Origin of the sequence: [Ruminococcus] lactaris ATCC 29176 (assembly GCF_025152405.1) — a bacterium.
Classification (GTDB): Bacteria; Bacillota; Clostridia; order Lachnospirales; family Lachnospiraceae; genus Mediterraneibacter; species Mediterraneibacter lactaris.
The window spans coordinates 2031679-2050724 of sequence record NZ_CP102292.1; the positions used below are offsets into that span (position 1 = coordinate 2031679).

A 19046-nucleotide genomic window follows, 5' to 3' on the forward strand; every position below is an offset into this window, starting at 1 on the left:
ATCTATCATGCGACTTCTCTCATCTGCCATTCGATCTCGTCGATCAATTTCTTTGATTTACCATTCAATCTCATCAATCGACACCGGATTATCATTCACCTGCATTTTTGAAACCTGACCGTTCTTAATGTGGATCAGACGGTCAGCCATCGGTGCAAGTGCCTGGTTATGCGTAATCACGATCACGGTCATCCCTTTCTCCCTGCACATGTTCTGCAGAAGTTTCAGAATCGCCTTTCCTGTATTATAATCCAATGCTCCTGTCGGCTCATCGCATAATAAAAGCTTGGGATTCTTGGCAAGTGCCCTCGCGATTGACACCCTCTGCTGTTCCCCTCCTGAAAGCTGTGCCGGAAAATTTTTCAGCCTTTTTCCAAGTCCCACTTCTTCCAGAACCGTCTCCGCATCCAGTGGATCCTTACAGATCTGAAGAGCCAGCTCTACATTCTCCACTGCAGTCAGATTCGGGACCAGATTATAAAACTGGAATACAAATCCAATATCGTCCCTTCTGTATCCTGTCAACTTTTTCGAATCATAAGACGTAATATCCTGTCCATCTACGATCAATTTTCCACTGGTTGCTGTATCCATTCCTCCCAAAATGTTCAGCACCGTCGTCTTTCCTGCTCCACTTGGTCCTACAATAACTACAAATTCTCCCTTTTCTATCGAAAAGCTGATATGGTCAACCGCATGGATTTCTACTTCTCCCATCTTATATGTCTTGGTGATCTCATCTAATATCACAAAACTCATAAAAGCCTCCTTTTACTATAAACGCAGTTTCTCCCAGTCTGTTCCCGCCCCAAAAGTCCTGTGGAATCTTTCCGGTAACTGCTGCCCATTGAACAGTCTTTTTTGAAATTGAAGGATCAGACTTGCCGCAAGCGGTACTGCCCCTGCATACAGCCTTTTCAAAAGCATACAGTATTCCCGGCATGCCGGATTCGGCTCCAGACTCATCACGATTCCATGCAGGGCATCATACTTTCCAATCGCCTTCATTGCCATAAAAAGTGCCTTTCTTTTTGCCGGTTCCGGTACAAGAAAAAGCTTATGATAAAAGATCATGGATTTCAGTGATCTCTGCATCTCCTCAGGTGTCACATCTTCAAAAAACGGAGCTATGATCTTTGCATTCCGCATAGTCGGATGGATATGCTTTGTATTCAGATGACGTACCGGATTGATAAAATCATCACTCATCAGCATCCGGTCAAATTCCATCTCCAGCTCACAATGTGAAATTCCACTCTCCCGGATCATCTTTTCTATATAAGGATGGCATTCACTGTCCAGTGCAAAGTGACAAATCACACCATAAATGTACACTCTTGCCGCAGTCGGATCTTCTGCCTTTTCAATCACACTCACTGCATGTTCAAAGAATGTATCCGCGAAATTCTCATGTACTGTATGCCCCTGCTGATTAACCGGGTGGCTTTTCAATGCTTTATAATAGAAGAGAATATCCGGTCCATGCAGTCCGATATCATAAAGGTCTCTATGATATTCAATGGTATTCTGTAGTCCCCGCGGAAGTGCTTCCGTCACTTCTTTTCCAAATCTGTAGTGTGCATAGGTCGTCGGCATATTGATTCCTCTTTTCTGCTACTTTTTATTTCCTGTAAGATCACGGACTCCTTTCTCCGCAATCCCGTAAACGGATCTGCTGATATATGTTAAATCTATCTTAACATATATCACCAACAAACTCATCAGAATATATCTGAAAAATATCTAAAATATTTTTAATTTTTTCTTGACATTTCTTCAGGATTGTAATATTTTATAATATACGACTGAGGACGGTCGTATATTAACAGTACATGGGAATGTACATTTCCAGTGATTCGGGCTTGTACTGGTTTCGACAGGGATCTCGAAGATGGAGAAGCTATCCGCAGGCAGATGCGTCAAATCGCAAACTTAAAATTAAACGCTAACGATAATTTCGAATTAGCTGCAGCCTAAATGCTGCATGTCAGCCCTGAAGCACTCACACTTCAGGAATCTGGCACCGATCCTGTGAGAAACGATGGCGGCAAAGCTTTGAACCGTCAGGCGTATCATGAAGCTACTGACCCCGTAAGGATGTTAGTTTTCGTGCGGCAGAGGGAATGTTAAAGAACTAACTATGATAGTAGAAGTACATGGGACAGGTTTTTGGACGCGGGTTCGATTCCCGCCAGGTCCACTCAGGCTGAACATGTCGAACTCTGTATGTGATATTATCGTATACAGGAATACGTTTTGTTTGGTGTATCGAAAAAAATAAAAGTAACGGCATTGTATGTTGCGAAAGTGATATACAGTGTCGTTATTTTTTATGATATAATTCGGATATGAATTGAACAAATCGGTGTTTATAGGAGTAGATGATATAAAGAACACTTATCTGCCAATGGGCTTTAGCAATTTTAAAATAGAGGGCAGAGGGCTTGGAAGTGTCATGATACTTGAATTTCTGCTTTACTATATGACGAAGCCACCGTATCAGATACATGTCAGAGAGCACATTTATCTCGATAATATGCTGGATTTATTCTGAAATGTAATCAGATATAACATTGAATTGATTTATTGTAGATCAACATATAAACCACAACAGGAAGGATGATTCTCAAAAATGAATATTAGAAGAGCACAGGAAAAAGACATACCAAGACTTATAGAATTGTTAGAGCAGGTGCTTCAGATCCATGCCGATATCAGACCGGATATTTTTATCCCAGGAACGACAAAATATACAAATGAAGAGCTTGCAGATATGATAAAGGACGATACAAAGCCGATATATGTTGCGGCAGGAGATGATGATATCTGCATGGGATACGCATTCTGTCAGATAAGACAGCAGCCGTTTTCCAACAACATGGTGCCGTTTACATCACTTTTCATAGATGATCTGTGTGTAGATGCAAAGACCAGAGGACAGCATATCGGAGAGCAGCTTTTTGAACATGTAAAGAGTGAGGCAAAGCGTCTCGGTTGCTACGAGGTCACCCTCAATGTATGGAGTGGAAACACATCTGCAGAGAAATTTTATGAGAAGATGGGGCTTAAGACAAAGGAACGCCAGATGGAATATATTTTATAGGAGAAAGGCGGAACAATGCCAGATATAATCATAGTAGAGGACAACAAAGAAATAGGTACACTGCTGTGCGATTTCTTGCGAAAAGAAAACTACAGAGTAAGCCTTGCTGATACAGGGGGAAAAGGCATTATCGATATTCCGGAGAATGATGAAGAGCACGAGTGGCTGGCAAAGCAGAATTTTAAGAACAGCGTCGATGATGCATATACAGGAGGATAATAAACTATGGCAAGAATTGCTTTATTCCAAAATAAAAATAAAGGAAGCGTGAATGAAAATCTGAATGCCGGGATCTCAGCAATCAAAGAGGCAGCAGAAAATGGTGCTGACCTGATTCTTTTTCCAGAAGTGCAGCTGACAGAGTTCTTCCCGCAATATCCCGGACAGGACGTTTCCGGATATGCCTGTGAACTTGACGGCGAGATTATACAGGCATTTCAGGCAGCCTGCAGGGAAAATCATATCATGGCAGTTCCAAATGTTTATCTGCGTGAAGGCGGGCACGATTATGATGCCAGTATTCTGATTGGGCGTGACGGCGAGATCATTGGTATTCAGAAGATGGTACATGTCGCACAGGCGGAGCATTTCTACGAGCAGGATTACTACACGCCATCCAATGACGGATTCCATGTGTTCGATACGGACATAGGCAGGATAGGAATCGTGGTTTGCTTTGATCGGCATTATCCGGAGAGTATCAGGACAGAAGCACTGATGGGTGCCGACCTAATCCTTGTGCCGACCGTTAACGAAAAGGCAGAGCCACTCACGATGTTTGAGTGGGAAATCAGGGTGCAGGCGTTTCAGAATTCTGTAGCCATCGCTATGTGCAACAGGGTAGGCACAGAGGACGACATGCAGTTTGCCGGTGAATCTTTGGTAACCGATGCTTATGGGAATCTGATCTGTAAGGCCGGTGACGAAGAAGGGGGGCTCTACGCAGAAGTGGATCTGAAAGAATCGTCCGATTTGCGGAATAAGAAGCCATATACCCAGCTGAGACGCACAGAAGACTATCTTTGATTGTGCAACACCTGAGAAATAAGGTCGAGTGGATGGGAAATCTCATATTTTCGGACATGTTCCCTCAGAGCGATGAGTGGAGACGATTGAATAATATGTGCGGTTCCATTATATATGTAGGGACAAGCACATCGACCTGTTTCCGAAAACGTTCGCGGTTGAGAAAATCGTAAGTTGTAAAGGAGCGTTATGCAATGGAAAAAAGAAAAATTGTTCGTGGGATTATATTGGCAGTATTGCTGGTTTGTGCGGTGTTTTTGATTTATTCCATAGTAACAGACCCATTAGGCGAACATGATATTATGCTTGCCCTTGCTGTTACCGCTGGATTTATTGCATTAGAGCAGGACAAGCGAAAAGAAAGATAACTTCAAGGTTGCTGGAGGATTATAAGTGATTAGAAGAATGCAGAGAGCAGATATAGACAGAGTTGCAGATATTTGGCTTGATACTAATATAAGAGTGCATAATTTTATTTCCAAACAATACTGGCAGAACAATTTTAGTATAGTGAAAGAAATGCTTTCACAGTCAGAGATATACGTGTATGAGGAAAAAAATGAAATCCAAGGTTTTGTAGGATTGAGTGATAAGTATATTGAGGGAATATTTGTTTCCAGTAAAGAGCAGTCTAAGGGGATAGGCAACCTTTTGATGTGTTATGTAAAAAACATCAAGAACCAATTAAGCCTGAGCGTATATCAAAAGAATATACGAGCAGTTAATTTTTATCAAAAAGAGGATTTCAACATTCAGAGTGAGAATGTTGATGAAAATACTGGTGAAAAAGAGTATATAATGACGTGGAAACGGAAATAAAACTTCCAGTTTGCCAGAGAAAGGTATGGTGAGCGAATGAGAATATTATACGAACTTTCATGGTTATGGGAGACGCTGGTCATTGTGCTTGCGGCTGCGGCTGTTTGCGTGGTTTGTGCCATGCTAATCTGTAAGGCAGTAAAGAAGAACTTCAGCAAAAAAACGGCGGCAGTTATCGGCGCAGCAGCGTTTGCGGGTGCTGTTTTGGCAGTCATTGTGATTGCCCGGACTCCGATGCCGCTTTGATTAAACGGGATGCTTGATTGCCTGTGCATAAGTACAACTTCCAGTTTGTAAAAACGAAAATTTCTCCAAAGTTCCCACTGCTCCTGTATACAATAAGCCAGACTTCCGAGCTGTCCCGGACTTCTGGCTCATTGTATACAGGAAATACTGATGTATCCTGCTTTTCCATTCCACAGAAATCACTGATCTATTCTGCTTTTCTATTCCACAGAAATCCTGATTTTCAGAGATTTCCTTTTCTGTGACTCAAGCGGAATATTTTTATACCGATAAACACTCAGCACGAGTCCCATCAAAATATAGGAAAGCAGCGTTCCACTTCCTCCATATGACAAAAATGGAAGAATGACAGGCATTTCCGGTACAATATTTAAGCAGATCAGAAAACTGTATACAATCTGACCGGCAAATACCAGTCCACAACCATATCCGATCATTTTCCCAAGTTCATTTGACTGCTTTCCCGAAATCCGGAAAATTTTCCATATCAGCATAACATATAAACCTGCCACAATCATTCCCGCTATAATACCAAAGCAGGCAATCAGGCTCATCCAGATCAGCTCTCCGTTAAATCCTGCAAGGTTGCTCTCAAGGATCTTCATACCTGAAATACTTTTTCCAAGCATTTTACTTTCTCGAAAAACTCCTGCAATCTGATTCTGCATATAGCCGTAAATACCTGTTTGATCAAAATATGCCTGAATCCGCTCCTGCTGATACGCTTTCAATATTTTTTCAAAAATTATGACACTTCCTGTTATAAAAAATGCGGTACCGCCTCCCCATAAAGCAAATAGGGTCCTCTTTTTGGATATATCATACCAGCTTCTTTGAATTGCGATCGTAACCATCATCAGAAGAGCCAGTGCCAGGAGAGCGGCATGAATCAGCGATGCACTCTGCACTACCAGTCCTACCGGAAGAATCATCCACCCAGCGATCTTCCATAATGCTTCATAGCCTTTTCTTCTATAGGAATATAATACTGCTCCGAACAAAGGAACATAAAGGTACATCAGCAGTGGTACAGACACTGCCATATTTCCGAGCCGGAGATACGTTCCCGCTCCTCCCATATACAGTCGGCATGGAATGGTAAGCCCCATCAATGCAAGAAAGACCCCTGCCATCCATTTTCCATATTTTCCAAGTATACTGTAGTCCAGATAATAAATGCCCAACATCAGAACAAATCCAACTACAGTAAACAGTAACTGCCTCTGTGGAAATCCCATTTCATATCCATGACTTTTCAATCCATACTGCAAAACGATACTGATGATTCCCAGTATCCCTGCCAGCAATACAAGTCCCCAGGACATCTGTGGTCTGTGGATCCGGTCAAGCTCTACCCCAACCTGTACCGGATCTCCCATTTCCGCGATTGCTTTTTTTAATGCCTGCTCTTCTGTCATCCCTTTTTTCAAATACATTTCTGCCTGATCAGTAATATGATCCTCCAGTTCTTTTTCTATGCCTGGGCATGCCTTTTTACAACGGATCTGATCCGTCACACACCGCAGATATTCTTCTTTTTTCATCCCAGCCCCTCCATCGCCAGTACATCGGTCACCGCTTTCTGATATGCCTTCCACTCTTCCTTTTTTTCCTCCAGACGTCCATGTCCTGCTGCCGTAAGTCTGTAATACTTTCGTTCCTTTCCCATTACTTTCTGCTCATAGGACGTTACAAAATTTTTCTCTTCCAGCCCATGTAAGAGCGGATACAGAGTTCCCGCTTTCAGTTCAAAGACATTCTGCGATTTTTCCCGCAAAGCTTCTATCATCTCGTATCCATACATATCCTTCTCTTCCAGCAGCCGCAGGATCAACAGCATCATGCTCCCTGAAACTAATGATTTTTCAATTTTCACTACAATCTCCCCTTTCCTGTATATCGATTGTCTATATATCGTCTATCTATATATTATATCGAACATCTATCTATGTCAAGGCATTTTATCTCCTTACTTAACTTCTTTTTTTCACTTTAACAGAAAAAAATACGCACAGAACAGTTCTTTTCAAAACCGCTCTGTGCATTCTTTTCTATTTTCGTTCTATTTTTCTTTTTCAGTCCTGTTATTTACCAGGATTTTCCAGCTTTATTCTGCTATCATGCAGAGTTCTCCGGCTTTCAGTAAAACTTCTTTCTCACTGCCTTTTCCAATACGCACAGTAACTTTCTTCTCTGTATCAGAAGAAAGCCAGGCTTCTGCTTTTCCATTTTCCCAGCGAATGCTCACAGTAATATTACCTCTTGCTTTCAGACCGCTTATTTCTCCTTTTGTCCATTTTTCAGGCAATGCAGGGAGAATCGTGATCACTCCGTCATGGCTTTGAAGCAGGGCTTCTGCCACACCGGCAGTATAACCGAAGTTTCCATCAATCTGATAAGGCGGATGGGCACAGAACAGATTTGCATAAACTCCGCCCCCGTTCGCCATATTCATAGACTCTTTTGGCTCTACCAAATGGAGGATCTCATTCATCAGCTTTCCGGTATGTACTCCGTCTTTCATTCTTGCCCACATCAGAATCTTCCATGCCAGACTCCAGCCTGTTCCGGCATCCCCTCTCCGTAAAAGACTGGTTCTCGCAGCCTCATAAAGCTCCGGTGTTTTCTCGGTAATCCCTCTTCCCGGATGCAACTCATAGAGCTGGGAAAGATGGCGGTGATGTGGATCTGCTTCTTCAAAATCTTCATTCCATTCAAGGATCTGTCCGTTACTTCCAACAGCAGGTGCTGCCATCTCTTCAAAGATTTTTTCTGCCTGTCCGGTCAGCTCATCCCGGATTCCCAAAATCCTGCCCGCCTCCAGATAATCTCTCAAAAGATTTCTTACAATCGCGTTTTCATTTTCCGTATACTGTGCTACCGTGAGCTTTTCTTTCTTTTCCTCTCCGAAAAGGAAATCATTCTCCGGTGACGTTGCCGGTGACATCGCATAACCCTGTGCTGTCCCCACAACACTTTCCACACAGAAACGTACATTTTCTTTTAATACCGGATAAATCCGCTCCAGATATGCCCGATCCTCTGTGAATAAGTACTGGTCATAAAGATTCCGGCAAAGCCAGGCATAACCCATTGGCCAGAAGTTCCACTCAGCTCTTCCATCAGCAGGTGTCGTCTTTCTCCAAAGATCCGTATTATGGAAACTGCAGACTCCCTCTTTTCCGAAATAATGCATCGCAGTCTCTTTTCCATCTGCTGCCATCTCTTCACAGAGCCTTACCAGCGGCTCTCCCATTTCCTCCAGATTACACGGACCTGTCTGCCAGTAATTCATCTCGGTATTGATATTGATCGTATAATCTGAGAACCACGGTGGCACTAACTCTGCATTCCAGATTCCCTGAAGATTGGCTGCCTGCGTTCCCGGTCTTGAAGCTGCGATCAGAAGATACCTTCCATACTGGAACAGCAAAGCATTCAATCCTACATCTTCCGGGTGATCCTGAAAATCTGTCAGACGCTGCCGGAGGTCTTTTTCTGCATACTCATCCTTTTCTCCAAGAGAAAAGGACACTCTCTTATAATACTTCTGATACTCTTTCAGATGCTCCGTTCGCAAAGCCTCATAACTTTTCCCAGTACAATCAAAATCTGCCTTTAAAAGTTCTTCCGGACATCTGCCCTCTATAACCGGATGTCTGTCAAAGCCTGCAAAGCTGGAACGGATCCCATAATAAAGCGTTACTTCCTCTGCATTTTCCACAATAACTGCATTGCCTGCTTCGTTTACTTTTCCGTCTGTGACGATCTTTCCCCAGCCTTCGTAGCACATTCCCTGCTTTTCCGGCTCTTCCGGGAATACGGGAACAGCTTTTTCCGAGCCACCTTCGCCTACGGTAAATGGAACTCTGCCCGGACACTGCCCTTTTGTCTTCAGAATCCCATCCGTGCAACAGCTTTCCCTGGCATAACCTCCTTCCACATACAACTTCAGTGAAAAGGCTTTTTCAGAACGGATCTTATAAACCAATACCTGTGCAGGCTGACTGACAATACAGGACTTTTCCACCAAAGCTCCCTGATTTTTATAAGTTATCCTCACTTCTGCTGTATCCAGGCACAGTTCCCGGTGATAATCCGAAATTTCTTCTGTCCCGTCCAGCATTTCCATATATACATTTCCAAAAGGAACATACATCTGAACGTCCTCTGAACTGCTGAAGCACTCTTCAAGATATTCCATCGCCTTCTGATATTCTCTTTTTTCCGTCAGTTCTCTTACTTTTTCAAGATATCCTTCAGGAAGTTTTTTCTGCGTCTTTTCAGGATACCCTGACCAGAGTGTATCTTCATTTAATGCAAGTATTTCCTTCTTCGTTCCACCATAAACCATGGCACCTATCCGCCCATTTCCAAGCGGAAGACTTTCATGCCAGTTTTCTGCCGGATGATCATAGTAAAGTTTCATGTCAGTCCCTCCATCTGTTCTGGTTCAAACCTGATTGTTATAGATGAAATATTAGCATACCTTTTTGTTAGAAACAACTCTCTGTTTATAAATTTTCCTGTTGAGAAACATTATTCCAGGCCGCCAAATCCCCTTGCCGTCAGATCCTTCCAGGCATCTTCATCAAACTCATTCTTTTTATAATAATATTTCCGGTCTTCCTCTGTGATCGTGCGGATCACCCTGCATGGATTTCCTGCTGCTATAGACCAGTCGGAAATATCTTTTGTCACCACACTCCCTGCTCCGATCACTACATTATTTCCAATCTTCACTCCGGGACAGACAATCGTATTTCCTCCCAGCCAGCAATTATCACCAATGGATACCGGGATTCCATACTCATACATACTATTTCGGGAATCCGGATGGATTGGATGTCCTGCCGTATAAATTGCCACGTTCGGAGCAAACATACAGTTATCTCCGATCGTAACTTTCCCAACGTCTAAAATTGTACAATTATAATTTGCATAAAAATTCTTTCCGACTTCGATATTAAATCCATAATCGCAATAGAACGGAGGATTGATAAAAGCACCTTCTGATTTTCCAAGTAATTCTTTTACAATTTTTTCAATTTTCTCAAAATCGCTCCGGTCAACCGTATTCAATTCCTGAGTCAGCTTTCTCGCACGCTTTTGCTGCTCCATCACTTCTTTATCCGCTATGTATGCAATTCCTGCATCTCTTCTTTTTATCTGATCCATATTTTTTCTCCTCTTTCTTTTTAAGATGTCGGGGGCAATAAATTCTGTAATATTTCAGTTTTTTCAAAAGAAAAGGAAACGTCACAACGTACGTTCCCAACTTCTTTTATTGCCTTTCATTTTTTACTTTTCTTCTCAGGCTCTATACTTTTTCTTTTTCCAAATTACAACTGATCCTGCTATTACCGCTCCGCTAAGATACAGCATTGCAAGCATCAGTCCTGCATTTTCATGATCGCCAGTCTTCGGAATGCCTGAACTATCTGCTTTCGGATTTGTCTTTGTATTTGTCTTTGTATTTGTCTTTGTATTTGTCTTTGTATTTGTCTTCGTATTCTGATCTGTCTTACTTCCTGCCTGTGCCGGTTTCTTCTCAAGAGCTGCAATAGCATCTTCGATTGCTTTTGCCATCTCATCTACTTCTGCCTGCTCTTTGATATTCTTACCACGGACAACTGCGTTGATTGCTTCTTCTACTTTTGTAAAATCTTTGTAGTCCTCTTTGTTCAGGCCATTCGCCTTTTCGATTGCCTCTTCGACTTTACTGTAGTCCGCATCTTTATATTCCAATGCTGCGATTGCTTCTTCGATCGCTTTCGCCATTTCATCTACTTCTGACTGTCTTGCAATCACTCTTCCTCTGACAACACTTGTTGTCGCTACATTCAGTCCTTCAACAGACTCATCAGTATATACTGTCAGATCTGATGGAATAGATTCCAATGCTGCATCAACAGCACTGTAATCTGCAGGTTCTGCTCCACAAATTGGTGTTCTGCCTTCTACAAAAGTCCAACCATTATTTTTATCATCCGCATTCAGTACGGCAGTAAAATCTTCTGTTGTCATTTCAGTCAAAGATTTTGCGACCGCAGCTTCATGTGCATTTTTAACTTCCAAATTACTGTCCGCAAAATAGCAGTTTGTAATTTCACTTCTCTCTGTTGCATCCTGCATAGCAAACGCATACCGATATGCAACAGTTCCGATTACACTTCCCGTCGAGTAACAGTTTTTAACAGAACCATATCCATACCCTGCTGAAGCATCTGTTCCAACAAAAGATGCCATGGAAGCAACTGCCTGTGTCACATTTCCGGTAGCATAACAATTTTTGATATTCAGCCCCCAAAGACTTCCGGCAAAGCCTCCGATATAGGAACCGCCCGTTACATTTCCGGTGGCATAACAATTCTTGATAACAGTTTCTTCATTTTTGTTACCATTTCCCTTGCCGATAAAGCCTCCGACATCTGCACCACCACGAGCATTTGCTTCAACATCCAGTGAAACATCCGCTCTGCTGTATGAAATTTCCGACGCTTCTCCCAGCTCACCAATCAGGCCACCAATTGAACCTTTACCTGATGCTTCATTAATATTACCGGATACACTACATTCTTTAATTCCCTGCGTTCCGTCAAAAGCACCCACAAGTCCTCCAATCCAATAGGCAGCCGCATTGCCATTCTCCGGTGTAGTCATATTTATTGAAAGTTCCGTCACATGACAGTTTTCAATTCCTCCACTTTCAGAACCTGCAAGTCCTCCAGCCAGTCCGATTGCATAACCGGAAACTTTTTTTGCCACACCGTTTATAGAAACGTGATTCAGATTCACGTTACTGATCTTCCCATCTGCTGCACCAAATAATCCAAATACATCTCCTTCTGCCGGTGTACTTGCTGTTCCGATAGTCAGATTGGAAATCATATGTCCTTTTCCATCAAAATTTCCGGAAAACATAGAATAATCTGAACCTCCGAACAAAGCATCGGAAAAAGAATTTGCGATTGGTGTCCAGGATAATCCGTTCAGATCGATATCTTTCGTCAGGACAAAATATTTATCCTCATAACTCTCTCCGCTATTTACCGCACTTGCAAGATATGCCAGTTCTGCCCCACTGGAAATCTGATATGGATCTTCCGCCGCACCGGTTCCACCTGCAAATGCAGTAGCAACACTGCCATCCCAGGTATCTGAATCCTGCACTTCATCTGCTGCCAACACTGTCATTGGAATCATTGCCATGACAAGGCATACCGTCAGCAGAATCGTTAAGAATTTCTTCTTTGTCTTCATTAACAATTCATCTCCTGTTCTTTTTATTTTCTTTCACTATGAGTAATTTGCATAGCATATGTAACTATACATACCATGTTATACACGAAAAACTGACTTTTTTCAAGAACTTTTGAAATACATTTGCATCAGGTCAGCAATTTTCTCCTTAAAAGAGATCCAGCATATTGTCCAGATAAACCTTTTCCCTGACGTGGATCTGATACTCGGGTTTCGTCATATAATAAAGCAGAAATTCAAGGATCAATGCACTGCCAAGTCCTCTTCCTTCAATTTTAAAGTTAGTAAATTCCATTGGCAGATAGGTATTTTTTATATTCTGGATTCCTATAAATCCCGGATTTTTCATCGCTTTGGAAAATTGATATCCTTCCGCCCCATCTGGTGCGGCACATCGGTGATCCGGACATTCCTCCCCAAGATTCTGCCGGCTGACCACTTCATAACATCGCTTTCGTTCTTTACATCCCGACCAGCAACATTCATTGCATAAAAATTCTACTTTGACTTTCTGTGATTCTGTCAGCGTATCTAACTGACGCAAAGATTTGTTCAGACGAAAATCCGGTACAACATAACGGAACTCTTCCCTGTTGACTTCTTCCACAAACTGCTGAAAATCGGTCAATACTTTCGTAGTAGAAGAAACAAAATACAGATTCGGATAAGTCCGTTTCAGATAATTCAGTAATAAATCAGAATGGACGATCACTCCATTTTGAACTGCATCACTCTCTGCGAACATAGCACAAAGGCTGTTGCATTTCCCATCTGAAAGATGTTCTTTCCGAAGCAGGGAATTGCTGAAAGTCAGACGGGCAGAAATACCATATTCCTTCAAGAGTGCCAGAACTTCCCGTGGATCATAATCTCCTTCCCCGATACGTCCACCACCCCACAGGCAGTCGGCTGATGCACCGTAGATTGAGCCGATCTCGCACCAGTCATAAAAATATTCTCTATGCTCACGGAATAGTGGCAGAAACACACGATACAATTCGTAAAATTCAAATAACCCCGGAAGATGGTAAATCGCAGTGGGAAATTTCATTTTTTCATTTAATTTTTTATCACACATAAGCTTCTCTTCTTTTCTTCTTATCTAAGATGATAAGACAATCTTTCTCCTTGTTATTATATTTTGTAATTTCCGCATTTTCAATCAAAAAAGAATCCCTTCCACCGGTCTCTCATCCGGTAAAAGAGATTCTTTTCTTCCATTCACTTTATCAAATTCGTTTATCGCATCATTCAAATATTTCTTTTGAATCGAACTGTTCCATAAATTCTACATACTCTGCTGAATTTTTGAAGACCGGCTCATACTGATCCACCAGTTCTCTGCTACGCTGTGCTTTTTCTTTCAGAAGACCATACGCTGCCAGTGCAAACATTTTCGCAGTCACGATATATGCCTCTTCTTCATCTGTCACCTCAAAATCAATCTGATGCAGTCCGCCTTTTACGCCTCCGGTATTGAAGGTGTAAACCGGCATCAGATGCTGCACATCTCCTACATCGGTTGATCCTCCGGCATGACCGGAAGCTTCTATCACCGGTATACCTGATGCACTGATTTCTGCCGCATGCTTCAGTTCCGGAAGTGCCTCTTCTGCCAGCGTCGGAAGATAACCCGGTAAAGTACTGATCTCAACCTTTGCTCCCATTGCAATCGCTCCTGCCTTAAAGGAACGGTCTGTCTTTTTGGCTGCATCTGTAAATGCTTCGATCGTCTTTCCTCGAACCAGCGTCTCCACGACAACTTCATCCGGAATCACATTGACCAGGTTTCCGCCTTTTGTAATGATCGGATGCACCCGCACGCAATCTTCATCCCGGAAAGTTTCCCGGTTCAGTCCCAAAGCCTGAAGTCCAAGGGATGCTGCTGAAAGTGCATTCACTCCTTTTTCCGGTGCCCCGGCGGCATGCGATGCCTTTCCAAGTACCCGGATTACTTTGGAAACGAATCCGTTTCCTGTCCCGCTTCCCACGAGGATCTCATTTCCCGGACGGATATGATGTGTCAGGCAAAGATCAATATCATCAAATGCACCGATTCTCAACAGTTCACATTTTCCACCACCGTAACGGATCTTTCCCTGCTCCCGGAGCTGGTTTTTAAATTCAATCTCTCCATACTCTTCTGCCGGTGTGGCAAAGAAGACAACCTGTCCATCCAGTTTCTCAGCGATCTCAGGAACCGTCAGTGCAAGTGCAGCCCCGAACACGCCTGCCATCTGTGCATGATGTCCACAGCAATGTGCCGCATTGGTCTCAGGATTTGCAAAGGCATGCTCCGGGATACGGAGTGCATCCAGTTCTCCCAGCAGTGCAAGACTTGCATTTTCTTTTTTATCCTCATTCAGATACGCCTTTACTCCTGTGATCGCAAATCCCTTTTCAGTCCGCAGTCCCAGTTGTTCCATTTTTTTCACAAACTTCCCGGAAGTCTGAAATTCTTTATATCCAAGCTCTGCATGGGAATAAATATCCCGTGCAAATTCAAGGATTTCTTCTCTGTGCCGGTCGATCGTTTCTATAATAAGTGCTTCTGTCTGATCCACTGTATGCCACTCCTCTCCGTTCTCTGCTTACTCAGATTCCCTTACGGTAATTCCTTTACTTACTGAAGTTCCTCAGGAATCCACCATAATCCGTCATTATTTTCTTCCATGTACTTTTTAAATTCGTCTGAGTGATATGCATCCACGATTGCTTTTGCCCAGTCAGCATCTTTGTTCTCTTCTTTTACAACGACCTGAAGAACCAGGTAATCCTGAATGTCTTCATTTGCCAGTGCTGTAGAAGCATCAATCCCTGCATTGTATACAACACTTCCTGTGATTGCTACATAATCAAAATCAGCCATCGTTGCCGGAATCGTCATACTGTTCATCTCTGTAAACTGGATGTTGTAAGGATTTTCTACAATATCTTCCTGCGTAACTGTGGACGGATCTGCATTCTCATCAATCTTGATCCAGCCAATCTTCTGAAGCATCAGATAGCAGCGTGCTGTATTAGACGCATCATTTGGAACTGCTACTTTCGCACCATCTTTAATATCATCCAGGGAATCATATTTATCTGAATATACACCAGCCGGTACAGTCGGGATCGGGCTGATTGCTACAAGATCACCGTCATAGCTCTTATTGAAATTATCCATATAAGCTGTATGCTGCTCTACGTTGACATCTACTTCTCCATCATTCAGGGCGATATCTGCTGTCTGAAGATCTGACAGATCCACACCTTTCACTGTATAGCCTTTTTCTTCCAGGATCGGAACGATCGCATCTTCAAAAAGCTCTGTATATGGTCCCTGGGATTTTCCATAAACAATCTCTTTTTTGTCTGCATTGTCTTTGGAGGAATCCTTTGTGCCTGAATTTCCGCAGCCTACAAGTCCAAGGACTGTTGTTGCTACTAAAATGCCTGCTAATACCTTTTTCATAATTTCTTACTCCTTTTCATTTTTTGATCTTTATGTTTATTTTCGATCTCGCTTTATTTTCGATTTTTATGTTAATTTTAATCTCGCTTTATTTTCAATCTTTCTCTTTCTTTGTCAGTTTTACTTTAGCGGTGCTGTCTTAATTTTCTTGAAACTGCATTTCCGGCAAGCTGCAGGATCTGCACAAAGATTACTAATACGACAACGGTAAAGATCATCAGTGGGGTGTTCATTCTCTGATAACCATATGTCAGTGCCAGGTCTCCGACACCTCCTCCTCCAACATAACCTGCCATCGCAGATGCACCAAGCAGTCCGATCGTTCCGGTTGTCAGTGCAAGGACGATTGATCCTAATGTCTCAGGAAGAAGGAAATAGCGGATTACCTGCCAGGTCGATGCTCCCATTGCCTCAGCAGCTTCCAGGATTCCCGGATTGACCTCCAGGAGACTGTTCTCCATCAGTCGTGCCAGATAAGGACTGATATAAACGACCAGTGGTACAAGTGCTGCCGTACTTCCGATCGTTGTTCCGACGATTGCACGGGTAATCGGCATGATTGCCACAAGCAGAATAACAAACGGAATACTTCGTACGATATTAATGTAGATACTCACAATATTATAAAGGATCAGATTCTCTGCAAGACCGCCTTTTTTACAAAGCACCAGGATCAGTGCCAGCACGATTCCGATCACAGTTCCGATGATCAGTGCCAAAGCGACCATATACAGGGTCTGTCCTCCGCTGGTTAAAAGCTTCTCCAGCGATACTCCAAAAAACTGCTGTTCCATCAGATTACCTCCACTCTTTCCCGGATTACGCCATTTGCATCAATCTGCTTTTCAGCCTCGCAGATCTTATCTTCCGATCCGATCAACTGCAGAATAAAGACGCACATTACGTTCTCCTGTAATTCCTGTACTGTTGCTCCCAAAATATTGACGACAATTCCTTCTACCTGACAAATATCCGAGATAACCGGCCTTTTTACACTGCTGCCGATAAATTTCAGACGCTCTACCTGGAAATGTTCTTTCTGCTCTTTTACAAGACTGACAATGCTCTCCGGAATCTGATCATTGATGACCGTCTGCACAAACCGCTTTGTGACCAGTGCCTGTGGCTTTCCAAATACATCCAGCACACTGCCTGACTCTACAACTTTTCCATTTTCCATGACTGCCACTTTATTACAGATCATCTGCACAACCTGCATCTGATGCGTGATCAGAAGAATCGTGACTCCCATTTCTTTATTGATCTTTTTTAACAGCTTCAGAATCGACTCGGTTGTCTGTGGATCAAGTGCACTGGTTGCTTCATCACAGAGCAGAATGTCTGGCGTCGTAGTCAACGCTCTTGCAATTCCGACTCTCTGCTTCTGTCCGCCCGATAACTGGCTTACATAAGTATCTTTTTTATCTTCAAGTTCTACGAATCTCAGTACTTCATTTACTTTCTCCTCAATCACATCCTTCGGTGCTTTTTCAAGGATGAGCGGAAGTGCTATATTATGAAAAACGGTTTTGGAATCCAGAAGATTAAACTGCTGGAATACCATTCCGATCTTTCTTCTTAATTTTCTCAGCTCTGCCTTTTTCAGACTTCCAAGATCCTGGTCATGTACCATGACTGTTCCACTGTCCGGGGTTTCCAGTCCGTTCACCAGTCGCAGAAGCGTTGATTTTCCTGCTCCTGAAAATCCGATAATTCCATAAATATCGCCTTTTTCCACATGAATGCTTACATCCTGTAAGGCATGTACCTCTCCGTATTTTCCTGAAAAGGTCTTATTTGTATGCTCTACTTTAATCATATCGTTCACTCCAATTTATCCTGTTCAGATTCGATAGGCGTATGATACACCCCATTAACCTACTATGTCAATAGGTATTATATGGTTTCGTAGATTTTACTATATTTTTTGCAAATTTATTCGATTTATTGTACACTGTTATGATAAATGAGAATATTCTCTGAAAGGAGCTTTACTATGAAATATAAGAATATCGTATTTGACTTTGGAAATGTGATTGGAACTTTTAACGGCAGAGAGATCATTCGTTCTTTTGTTACTGATGCGACTGATGTCGATTATCTCTGCGATCTGATCTATGCACACTGGGCTGAACTGGACAGCGGTGCGATCGATTATCAGGAGTATCGAAATGAAATTTTGCGTACGATTCCCGAAAGGCTTTATGATCCCGTGGATCTTTTCTTCCGTGAATGGCCTGGCTGTGCAAAGCCACTGCCACAGACGCTTGCATTTGTCCGGGAATTGAAAGAGCGGGGAATCCCGGTCTATCTCCTTTCCAATGCACCGACTTACTTTGCAGATTATATGAAGGATCACGAGATCCTGAAGCCTTTTGACGGGATCCTGTTCTCTGCTCCGATCCACATGGCAAAACCGGATCAGGAAATTTACGAATATTTCTTCCGCAAATTTGATCTGAATCCTTCTGAATGCTTCTTTATTGACGATCTTGAAAAAAATATCCAGGGAGCGAAAGATGCCGGTATGGACGGAATCATCTTTACCGGTGATATCCAGGCAGTAAAAGATGCCATTGATTTCTGATAAAAATGTCGTGATGCCAGGGTGCAGGCAGCTATAAAGCCTGCCCCCCCTGCTCTGCCCTACAGATTTCTCACTTTGAACTCCCGCTGGGCTTCCCGCTTCTGATCTTTCTTTGCGATATCATCACGCTTGTCATACAGCTTCTTACCTTTTGCAAGCCCGATCTCCATTTTCACAAGACTTCCGCTGAAATAGACCTGCAACGGCACTACCGTAATTCCCTGCTCTTTCATTTTGCCGGAAATCTTTAAAATTTCCTTTTTATGGAGAAGTAGCTTTCTCACACGCAGCGGATCCTTATTGAAAATATTTCCCTTTTCATATGGAGAAATATGCATGCCGTAAATATACATCTCGCCATCTTCCACCCGGATAAATGACTCTTTAATACTGCACTTTCCCATACGCAGAGACTTAACTTCCGTTCCGTGAAGTACCAGCCCCACTTCATATTTTTCAAGGATAAAATAATCATGGTATGCCTTTTTATTATTTGCGATCAGCTTTTTTTCTGTCTTTGCCATCTTCGTATTACATCCTCTCTC

At 42.6% G+C, this 19046-nt stretch carries 20 protein-coding genes, 1 other RNA gene and 1 pseudogene; 9 read left to right on the forward strand and 13 right to left on the reverse strand.

What is annotated here, in order from left to right:
- Positions 1 to 57: 57 nt before the first annotated feature.
- Positions 58 to 759 carry an ABC transporter ATP-binding protein gene (locus NQ541_RS09525; RefSeq protein WP_005611248.1) on the reverse strand — a complete coding sequence of 234 codons (702 nt, stop codon included), beginning with the start codon at positions 757 to 759 and terminating at the stop codon, positions 58 to 60.
- 15 nt (positions 760 to 774) lie between these two features.
- Complete coding sequence (locus tag NQ541_RS09530) at positions 775 to 1596, reverse strand: zinc dependent phospholipase C family protein (protein ID WP_005611246.1); 822 nt, start codon at positions 1594 to 1596, stop codon at positions 775 to 777.
- Between the two features lie 262 nt (positions 1597 to 1858).
- On the opposite strand from NQ541_RS09530, the gene ssrA reads away from it, so the two are divergent.
- From ssrA to NQ541_RS09570, 8 genes and pseudogenes are all read left to right on the forward strand, one after another.
- Positions 1859 to 2203, forward strand: a transfer-messenger RNA (tmRNA) gene (ssrA, locus tag NQ541_RS09535).
- Positions 2204 to 2368: 165 nt separating this feature from the next.
- A pseudogene (locus NQ541_RS13230) lies at positions 2369 to 2554 on the forward strand (hypothetical protein); the annotation flags it as partial.
- Between the two features lie 78 nt (positions 2555 to 2632).
- Positions 2633 to 3103 (forward strand): GNAT family N-acetyltransferase, encoded by a 471-nt coding sequence (locus NQ541_RS09545; RefSeq protein ID WP_005608335.1) that lies wholly within the window; start codon positions 2633 to 2635, stop codon positions 3101 to 3103.
- Between the two features lie 15 nt (positions 3104 to 3118).
- The gene (locus NQ541_RS09550; RefSeq protein ID WP_005608336.1) at positions 3119 to 3322 is read left to right on the forward strand and encodes a response regulator; all 204 of its coding nucleotides are present in this window, start codon (positions 3119 to 3121) and stop codon (positions 3320 to 3322) included.
- Between the two features lie 6 nt (positions 3323 to 3328).
- Positions 3329 to 4129 (forward strand): carbon-nitrogen hydrolase family protein, encoded by an 801-nt coding sequence (locus NQ541_RS09555; protein ID WP_005608338.1) that lies wholly within the window; start codon positions 3329 to 3331, stop codon positions 4127 to 4129.
- Between the two features lie 194 nt (positions 4130 to 4323).
- The gene (locus NQ541_RS09560; RefSeq protein WP_005611244.1) at positions 4324 to 4497 is read left to right on the forward strand and encodes a hypothetical protein; all 174 of its coding nucleotides are present in this window, start codon (positions 4324 to 4326) and stop codon (positions 4495 to 4497) included.
- Between the two features lie 25 nt (positions 4498 to 4522).
- Positions 4523 to 4948, forward strand: coding sequence for an N-acetyltransferase (locus tag NQ541_RS09565; protein ID WP_044940716.1), 426 nt, complete (start codon positions 4523 to 4525; stop codon positions 4946 to 4948).
- Positions 4949 to 4984: 36 nt separating this feature from the next.
- Positions 4985 to 5194: a hypothetical protein gene (locus NQ541_RS09570; RefSeq protein ID WP_005608356.1), complete on the forward strand. Its 210-nt coding sequence runs from the start codon at positions 4985 to 4987 to the stop codon at positions 5192 to 5194.
- Between the two features lie 200 nt (positions 5195 to 5394).
- Here NQ541_RS09570 and NQ541_RS09575 read toward each other — a convergent pair whose 3' ends face one another.
- The 10 genes from NQ541_RS09575 to NQ541_RS09620 all read right to left on the reverse strand — a co-directional run bounded on the left by NQ541_RS09575 (position 5395) and on the right by NQ541_RS09620 (position 17733).
- Positions 5395 to 6738, reverse strand: coding sequence for an FtsW/RodA/SpoVE family cell cycle protein (locus tag NQ541_RS09575; RefSeq protein ID WP_005611237.1), 1344 nt, complete (start codon positions 6736 to 6738; stop codon positions 5395 to 5397).
- Entirely contained in the window at positions 6735 to 7070 is a 336-nt protein-coding gene (locus NQ541_RS09580) for a PadR family transcriptional regulator (protein ID WP_023921049.1), read from the reverse strand. The genes NQ541_RS09575 and NQ541_RS09580 overlap by 4 nt, the downstream gene beginning before the upstream one ends.
- Positions 7071 to 7301: 231 nt before the next feature.
- A complete protein-coding gene (locus NQ541_RS09585) occupies positions 7302 to 9623 on the reverse strand; it encodes a glycoside hydrolase family 95 protein (protein WP_005611234.1) in 2322 nt (773 codons plus the stop codon).
- Positions 9624 to 9733: 110 nt separating this feature from the next.
- On the reverse strand, positions 9734 to 10372 hold the full coding sequence (locus tag NQ541_RS09590; RefSeq protein WP_005611233.1) for a sugar O-acetyltransferase: 639 nt from the start codon (positions 10370 to 10372) through the stop codon (positions 9734 to 9736).
- Between the two features lie 135 nt (positions 10373 to 10507).
- Positions 10508 to 12457, reverse strand: a complete 1950-nt coding sequence (locus tag NQ541_RS09595; RefSeq protein WP_005611231.1) for a GLUG motif-containing protein — start codon at positions 12455 to 12457, stop codon at positions 10508 to 10510.
- Between the two features lie 148 nt (positions 12458 to 12605).
- A complete protein-coding gene (locus tag NQ541_RS09600) occupies positions 12606 to 13535 on the reverse strand; it encodes a hypothetical protein (protein ID WP_005611230.1) in 930 nt (309 codons plus the stop codon).
- Positions 13536 to 13704: 169 nt separating this feature from the next.
- On the reverse strand, positions 13705 to 15021 hold the full coding sequence (locus NQ541_RS09605; protein ID WP_005611229.1) for an amidohydrolase: 1317 nt from the start codon (positions 15019 to 15021) through the stop codon (positions 13705 to 13707).
- 59 nt (positions 15022 to 15080) lie between these two features.
- The gene (locus tag NQ541_RS09610) at positions 15081 to 15914 is read right to left on the reverse strand and encodes a MetQ/NlpA family ABC transporter substrate-binding protein (RefSeq protein WP_005611227.1); all 834 of its coding nucleotides are present in this window, start codon (positions 15912 to 15914) and stop codon (positions 15081 to 15083) included.
- A gap of 125 nt (positions 15915 to 16039) precedes the next feature.
- Complete coding sequence (locus tag NQ541_RS09615; RefSeq protein WP_005611225.1) at positions 16040 to 16708, reverse strand: methionine ABC transporter permease; 669 nt, start codon at positions 16706 to 16708, stop codon at positions 16040 to 16042.
- Complete coding sequence (locus NQ541_RS09620) at positions 16708 to 17733, reverse strand: methionine ABC transporter ATP-binding protein (protein ID WP_005611224.1); 1026 nt, start codon at positions 17731 to 17733, stop codon at positions 16708 to 16710. The genes NQ541_RS09615 and NQ541_RS09620 overlap by 1 nt, the downstream gene beginning before the upstream one ends.
- A gap of 177 nt (positions 17734 to 17910) precedes the next feature.
- Between NQ541_RS09620 and NQ541_RS09625 the strand changes: the two genes are divergently transcribed.
- Positions 17911 to 18501 carry an HAD family hydrolase gene (locus NQ541_RS09625; RefSeq protein ID WP_044940713.1) on the forward strand — a complete coding sequence of 197 codons (591 nt, stop codon included), beginning with the start codon at positions 17911 to 17913 and terminating at the stop codon, positions 18499 to 18501.
- Positions 18502 to 18560: 59 nt separating this feature from the next.
- Here the strand turns inward: NQ541_RS09625 and smpB are convergent, their stop codons facing one another.
- Positions 18561 to 19025, reverse strand: coding sequence for an SsrA-binding protein SmpB (gene smpB / locus NQ541_RS09630; RefSeq protein ID WP_005611220.1), 465 nt, complete (start codon positions 19023 to 19025; stop codon positions 18561 to 18563).
- Between the last annotated feature and the right edge of the window lie 21 nt (positions 19026 to 19046).